General features: G+C 55.4%; 9 protein-coding genes. All 9 read left to right on the top strand.

The genetic code is table 11. The annotated features are described in order from the left end of the window. Positions 1 to 222 precede the first annotated feature (222 nt). Positions 223 to 939, top strand: coding sequence for a helix-turn-helix transcriptional regulator (locus OKC30_RS19545; RefSeq protein WP_010675954.1), 717 nt, complete (start codon positions 223 to 225; stop codon positions 937 to 939). A gap of 26 nt (positions 940 to 965) precedes the next feature. Next, a complete protein-coding gene (locus tag OKC30_RS19540; RefSeq protein WP_010675953.1) occupies positions 966 to 1,346 on the top strand; it encodes a RidA family protein in 381 nt (126 codons plus the stop codon). An 86-nt stretch (positions 1,347 to 1,432) separates the two neighbouring features. After that, the gene (tusD, locus tag OKC30_RS19535; protein ID WP_010675952.1) at positions 1,433 to 1,825 is read left to right on the top strand and encodes a sulfurtransferase complex subunit TusD; all 393 of its coding nucleotides are present in this window, start codon (positions 1,433 to 1,435) and stop codon (positions 1,823 to 1,825) included. A 9-nt stretch (positions 1,826 to 1,834) separates the two neighbouring features. Beyond that, entirely contained in the window at positions 1,835 to 2,191 is a 357-nt protein-coding gene (gene tusC, locus OKC30_RS19530) for a sulfurtransferase complex subunit TusC (protein ID WP_029314860.1), read from the top strand. Positions 2,192 to 2,198: 7 nt separating this feature from the next. Further along, complete coding sequence (gene tusB, locus OKC30_RS19525; protein ID WP_043153905.1) at positions 2,199 to 2,477, top strand: sulfurtransferase complex subunit TusB; 279 nt, start codon at positions 2,199 to 2,201, stop codon at positions 2,475 to 2,477. A 181-nt stretch (positions 2,478 to 2,658) separates the two neighbouring features. Continuing rightward, positions 2,659 to 3,033 (top strand): 30S ribosomal protein S12, encoded by a 375-nt coding sequence (gene rpsL, locus OKC30_RS19520; RefSeq protein ID WP_005306278.1) that lies wholly within the window; start codon positions 2,659 to 2,661, stop codon positions 3,031 to 3,033. A gap of 93 nt (positions 3,034 to 3,126) precedes the next feature. Next, positions 3,127 to 3,597 carry a 30S ribosomal protein S7 gene (gene rpsG / locus OKC30_RS19515; protein WP_010675949.1) on the top strand — a complete coding sequence of 157 codons (471 nt, stop codon included), beginning with the start codon at positions 3,127 to 3,129 and terminating at the stop codon, positions 3,595 to 3,597. A 75-nt stretch (positions 3,598 to 3,672) separates the two neighbouring features. Continuing rightward, complete coding sequence (fusA, locus tag OKC30_RS19510; RefSeq protein ID WP_010675948.1) at positions 3,673 to 5,778, top strand: elongation factor G; 2,106 nt, start codon at positions 3,673 to 3,675, stop codon at positions 5,776 to 5,778. Between the two features lie 54 nt (positions 5,779 to 5,832). After that, positions 5,833 to 5,957 (top strand): GTP-binding protein (locus OKC30_RS19505; protein WP_234887766.1); only part of this gene is annotated, 125 nt, incomplete at its 3' end.

Raw genomic sequence — 5,957 nt, 5'->3', positions numbered from 1 at the left:
TTGGAGACAGCCAGTTTACCAGCACCCTGTCTGTCAACTTCCACTTCCCCAAGATCCCGCGAAGAACCTTTTTTATTTCCCATCCGGCGCCCAGCGTGCACTGGGCTGGGGCAGGGGGATGATCCAGTGCAAGGTTATAGAGCAAAAAATCAAAAAAAGTTGACATTGCCCCGTCGCAACTGAAAACTCGGGAAAGTTGAATGGGTATTACAGGGGTAGAACATGGCTGTCGGTATCGAGGAAGTACTGCTTCCCGAAGAGCAACTGAGCGGTCGCGCTTTTACAGACGAAGACAGGGAGCTGTTGCGTTCATATGGGGGCCTTATCGAAGGCCTGGCCGATCTGTTCGGCAAGCACTGCGAGGTGGTGCTCCACTCCCTGGAAAATCTGCATGAGTCCGTGATCCAAATCGCGAATGGTTTCAATACGGGTCGAACTCTGGGGGCGCCGATCACCGATCTCGCCCTGCGGATGCTCAAGGACATCGAGAGCACGGGTCAGGATCACACCCAGAGTTATTTTGCCCGCAGTCGGACCGGTGCCTTGATGAAGTCGAGCACCATCGCCATCCGTAACCGCGACAAGCAGGTGATCGGCCTTATCTGCATCAATTTGCACATCAATGCGCCTTTCCACGAGTTCGTGGCCGAATTCTTCCCGACACCACAGCAGGTGGAGCGGCAATCACCGGAGACCTTCGCCAACAGCGTCGAAGAGCTGGTTGCCCAGACGGTGGACAACACCATCGACGAGATCAATCGTGATCCCTCCGTGGCCAACAATGCCAAGAACCGTTTTATCGTGACCCAGTTGTTCGAGAAGGGCATATTTGATATCAAGGATTCGATCAACCTGGTCGCCGACAAGCTGAATATTTCCAAACATACCGTGTATCTCTACATCCGACAGCGCAAGCAGGGTGAAGAAGAGAGCGAGTAAGCGCCATAGATAGGGGATAGATAACAATGGCTAAAGAAGTGATTGCAACCGACAAGGCGCCTGCCGCAATTGGCCCTTATGTCCAGGCTACCAAGCTGGGTGAGCTGGTCTTTACCTCCGGGCAGATCCCGCTCGATCCGGCCACCATGGACATCGTTGCCGGTGGCATCGAGGCTCAGGCAGAGCAGGTGATGAAGAATCTGGTTGCCGTCTTGAAAGCCGCAGGGGCCGATACCAGCAAGGTGCTGAAGACCACCTGCTTCCTGAGTGACATGAACAACTTCGTGGCCTTCAACCAGGTGTATGCCCGCTACTTTGGCGAATCCGCTCCGGCACGTTCCTGCGTGGAGGTCGCTCGTCTGCCCAAGGATGTGCTGGTCGAAGTCGAAGCCATCGCCTACGTCTGAGCCTGTTTCATTGGAAAAGCCCCTCCCAGGAGGGGCTTTTGCGTCTGTGAGGTAGAATGGATGCACCGCTGTGCAGGAGTGCGATCATGAGTCTGAATTTTGCTCTGCTGGTCACCGGGCCCGCCTATGGCACCCAGACGGCCAGCACGGCCTATCGTTTTGCCCTGAGTCTGGTCGAGCAGGGACACCGCTTGTCCCACCTCTTCTTCTATCAGGAGGGGGTGTGCAATGCCAATGGCCTCCATGCGCCAGCCAGCGATGAGACCGACCTGGTGGCATTGTGGCGCGAGTTGGCCATCCAGCAGGGTATCCGCATCGATGTGTGTGTGGCTGCGGCCATGCGCCGTGGCGTGCTGGATGAGCAGGAGGCCAAGGGAATGGGACGGGAGCATTTCAATCTGGAAGCGCCATTCTGCCTGAGCGGGCTCGGTCAGTTGGCGGAAGCCGCACTGACCGCTGATCGCTTCGTTCAGTTCTAGGGGGACAAAATGACCAGAATAGCGTTTATCTCACGGCGTGGTCCCCATGGTTCGGCGAGTGGTCGGGAGGGGCTGGATGCTCTGCTGGCCACCTCTGCATTGACGGAGTCCTTGGCACTCTTTCTGGTGGGGGATGGCGTGATGCAACTGGTGAGGGAGCAATCACCACACGCCATATTGCAGCGTCACTACGCCCCGACCTTCAAGATGCTGGAACTGTATGACATCGAAGAGATCTATGTCTGTGCGGTGTCACTGGCTGAGCGAGGACTGACGGCGGCGGATCTGCTAATCCCAGTGATTCCGCTCTCTCCTGCGGAAATTCGCCGTAGCTGGGCGGGTTTCACCACCCACATCTGCTTCTGAGGTGCCCGTGATACAGCTGATATTGAACTCTCCCTTCATGAGCCAGGATCTCGAGTTGGCGTTGCGTTACCGCATGGAAGGGGATCTGGTGGTGTTGATGCAGGATGCCGTGATGGCGGCGGCTGCCCCCGGGTGGTGCGAGCGCTTGGCAGACGTCCCCCTGTACGTCATGAAGGAAGACCTGCAAGCGAGAGGCTTGTCATCCGGGATCGGGATGGAACTCGATATGCCGGGTTTGATCAGGTTGATCGCCGAGCACGGATCACCGCAGACCTGGGGCGGTTAGACTTGGTTTTCCTTTTTATCTCAGTTGCTTAGCATAATGTCATTCGACTGTCATTTGCCATTTCGGTGTGCAAATTGTATAAATCTTGACTCCCTAGACAACAGGGCATAAAATTTCGCGTCCCCGTATCTGCGGGGAGGATTTTTCACACGTTTATGAAGTCATTATCAGGAGCCTTTTGATGGCAACTATTAACCAGTTGGTTCGCAAGCCACGCATCAAGCTCGTTGTGAAAAGCAACGTGCCGGCGCTGGAAGCGTGCCCTCAGAAGCGTGGCGTATGCACCCGTGTATACACCACCACCCCGAAGAAGCCTAACTCTGCACTGCGTAAAGTATGCCGTGTACGTCTGACCAACGGCTTCGAAGTCACCTCCTACATCGGTGGTGAAGGTCACAACCTGCAAGAGCACTCTGTTGTTCTGATCCGTGGCGGTCGTGTAAAAGACTTGCCAGGTGTTCGTTATCACACCGTTCGTGGTGCGTTGGACTGTGCCGGTGTTAAAGACCGTAAGCAGGCTCGCTCCAAGTACGGCGTGAAGCGTCCGAAAGCTTAATGGTTCTCCGTTAAGTAAGGCCAAACGTTAATTCGTTTCTAGTTAGATAACTTTCTAGTTTTGGGTAACCCCTGAAGTTACGGAGAATTTGAAATGCCAAGACGTCGTGTTGTTGGTCAGCGTAAAATCCTGCCGGATCCCAAGTTCGGATCTGAGCTGCTGGCTAAATTTGTCAACGTAGTAATGGTTGACGGTAAGAAATCTGTTGCAGAAGCCATCGTTTATGGCGCCCTGGACATCATTGCCACCAAATCTGGCAAAGAGCACTTGGCCCTGTTCGAAGTCGCTCTGGACAACATTCGTCCGGCGGTCGAGGTTAAATCTCGTCGCGTCGGTGGTGCAACCTATCAGGTGCCGGTAGAAGTTCGTCCGGTACGTCGCAATGCTCTGGCAATGCGCTGGTTGGTTGATGCCGCTCGTAAACGTGGTGAAAAATCAATGGCTCAGCGTTTGGCTGGCGAGCTGCTGGATGCCGCTGACAATAAGGGTTCGTCTGTCAAGAAACGTGAAGACGTTCACCGTATGGCTGAAGCGAACAAGGCCTTCGCTCACTTCCGCTGGTAATCCGCTTGCGCAGGGTCTTATGACTCTGCGCACCTTTAATTATCTGGGGACAAGCGCCCTAGTAAGAGGATGACAATGGCTCGTACAACCCCCATTGAGCGTTATCGTAATATCGGTATCTCCGCTCACATCGACGCCGGTAAGACTACTACTACCGAGCGCGTTCTGTTTTACACCGGTGTAAGTCACAAGATCGGTGAAGTTCACGATGGCGCCGCCACCATGGACTGGATGGAACAGGAACAAGAGCGTGGTATCACCATCACCTCCGCCGCGACCACCGCTTTCTGGTCCGGTATGGGTAAACAGTTCCAACCGCACCGTATCAACATCATCGATACCCCGGGCCACGTTGACTTTACTATCGAAGTAGAGCGTTCCATGCGTGTTCTGGATGGCGCCGTGATGGTGTACTGTGCCGTAGGTGGCGTACAGCCCCAGTCTGAAACCGTATGGCGTCAGGCTAACAAGTACAAGGTTCCCCGTATCGCGTTCGTCAACAAGATGGACCGTACCGGTGCTAACTTCCTGCGCTGCGTTGAGCACATCAAGACCCGTCTGAAAGGTAACCCGGTTCCTCTGCAACTGAACATCGGTTCCGAAGAGAACTTCAAGGGCGTTATCGACCTGGTCAAGATGAAAGCCATCAACTGGAGCGAAGCTGACCAGGGCGTATCCTTCGACTACGAAGACGTCCCGGCCGAGCTGCTGGAACAGGCGCAAGAAATGCGCATGAACCTGGTTGAAGCCGCTGCTGAAGCGTCTGAAGACCTGATGGAAAAATACCTGGGTGGTGAAGAACTGACTGAAGAAGAGATCAAGAAAGCTCTGCGTCAGCGTGTTCTGAACAACGAAATCATCCTGGTTACCTGTGGCTCCGCGTTCAAGAACAAGGGCGTACAGGCCATGCTGGATGCCGTGGTCGAGTACCTGCCGGCTCCGACCGACGTTGCTGCTATCGACGGTCTGAAGCTGGATGGCGAGACCAAGGACGAGCGTCACGCTTCCGATGACGAGCCGTTCTCTGCTCTGGCATTCAAGATTGCTACCGACCCGTTCGTGGGCAACCTGACCTTCTTCCGTGTTTACTCCGGTGTGGTCAACTCCGGTGACTCCGTGCTGAACTCCGTTAAAGAGAAGCGCGAGCGTTTCGGCCGTATCGTTCAGATGCATGCCAACAAGCGTGAAGAGATCAAAGAAGTTCGCGCAGGCGACATCGCTGCTGCCATCGGCCTGAAGGACGTCACCACCGGTGATACCCTGTGTGACGAAAGCGCACCGATCATCCTGGAGCGTATGGAATTCCCGGAGCCGGTAATCTCCATCGCCGTTGAGCCGAAATCCAAGGCTGACCAGGAGAAGATGGGCCTGGCTCTGGGCCGTCTGGCTCAGGAAGATCCGTCCTTCCGCGTATGGACCGACGAAGAATCTGGCCAAACCATCATCGCCGGTATGGGTGAGCTGCACCTGGACATCATCGTTGACCGTATGCGTCGCGAGTTCAAGGTAGAAGCCAACGTAGGTAAGCCGCAGGTTGCCTACCGTGAAACCATCCGCAACACCGTCAAGGACATCGAAGGCAAGCATGCCAAGCAGTCCGGTGGTCGTGGTCAGTACGGTCACGTCGTTATCGACATGTACCCGCTGGAAGAAGGCAAAGCCTACGAATTCGTCAACGACATCAAGGGTGGCGTGATTCCGGGCGAATTCATCCCGGGTGTTGACAAGGGTATCCGCGAGCAGCTGAAGTCCGGCCCGCTGGCAGGCTATCCGGTAATGGATCTGGGTGTGCGTCTGCACTTCGGTTCCTACCACGATGTCGACTCTTCCGAACTGGCGTTCAAGATCGCTGCTTCTCTGGCGTTCAAGGCTGGCTTCATGAAGGCCAACCCGGTACTGCTCGAACCGATCATGAAGGTCGAAGTCGAGACTCCGGAAGACTACATGGGCGACGTGATCGGTGACCTGAACCGTCGTCGCGGCCTGATCGAAGGCATGGAAGATGGCCCGTCCGGCAAGATCGTACGTGCGCTGGTGCCGCTGGCCGAAATGTTCGGTTACGCCACCTCCCTGCGTTCTGCTACCCAGGGTCGTGCTTCCTACGCCATGGAATTCGCCAAGTATCACGATGCCCCGACCAACGTCGCCCAGGCCGTGATCGAAGAGCGCAAATCCAAGTAATTTAAGATTCCCCGCCTACGACGGTAGGCGGGTTTAACCTAGAAGGACTACGTCGTGTCTAAAGAAAAATTTGAGCGTAATAAACCGCACGTAAACGTCGGCACCATCGGCCACGTTGACCACGGTAAAACCACCCTGACCGCCGCCATCACCAACGTGCTGGCCAAGCACTTCGGTGG

Origin of the sequence: Aeromonas sp. QDB18 (assembly GCF_027705325.1) — a bacterium.
GTDB classification, from domain to species: Bacteria; Pseudomonadota; Gammaproteobacteria; order Enterobacterales; family Aeromonadaceae; genus Aeromonas; species Aeromonas caviae.
Note: the sequence above shows the minus strand (reverse complement) of the source record. Positions and strands in the feature narration are given on the sequence as shown.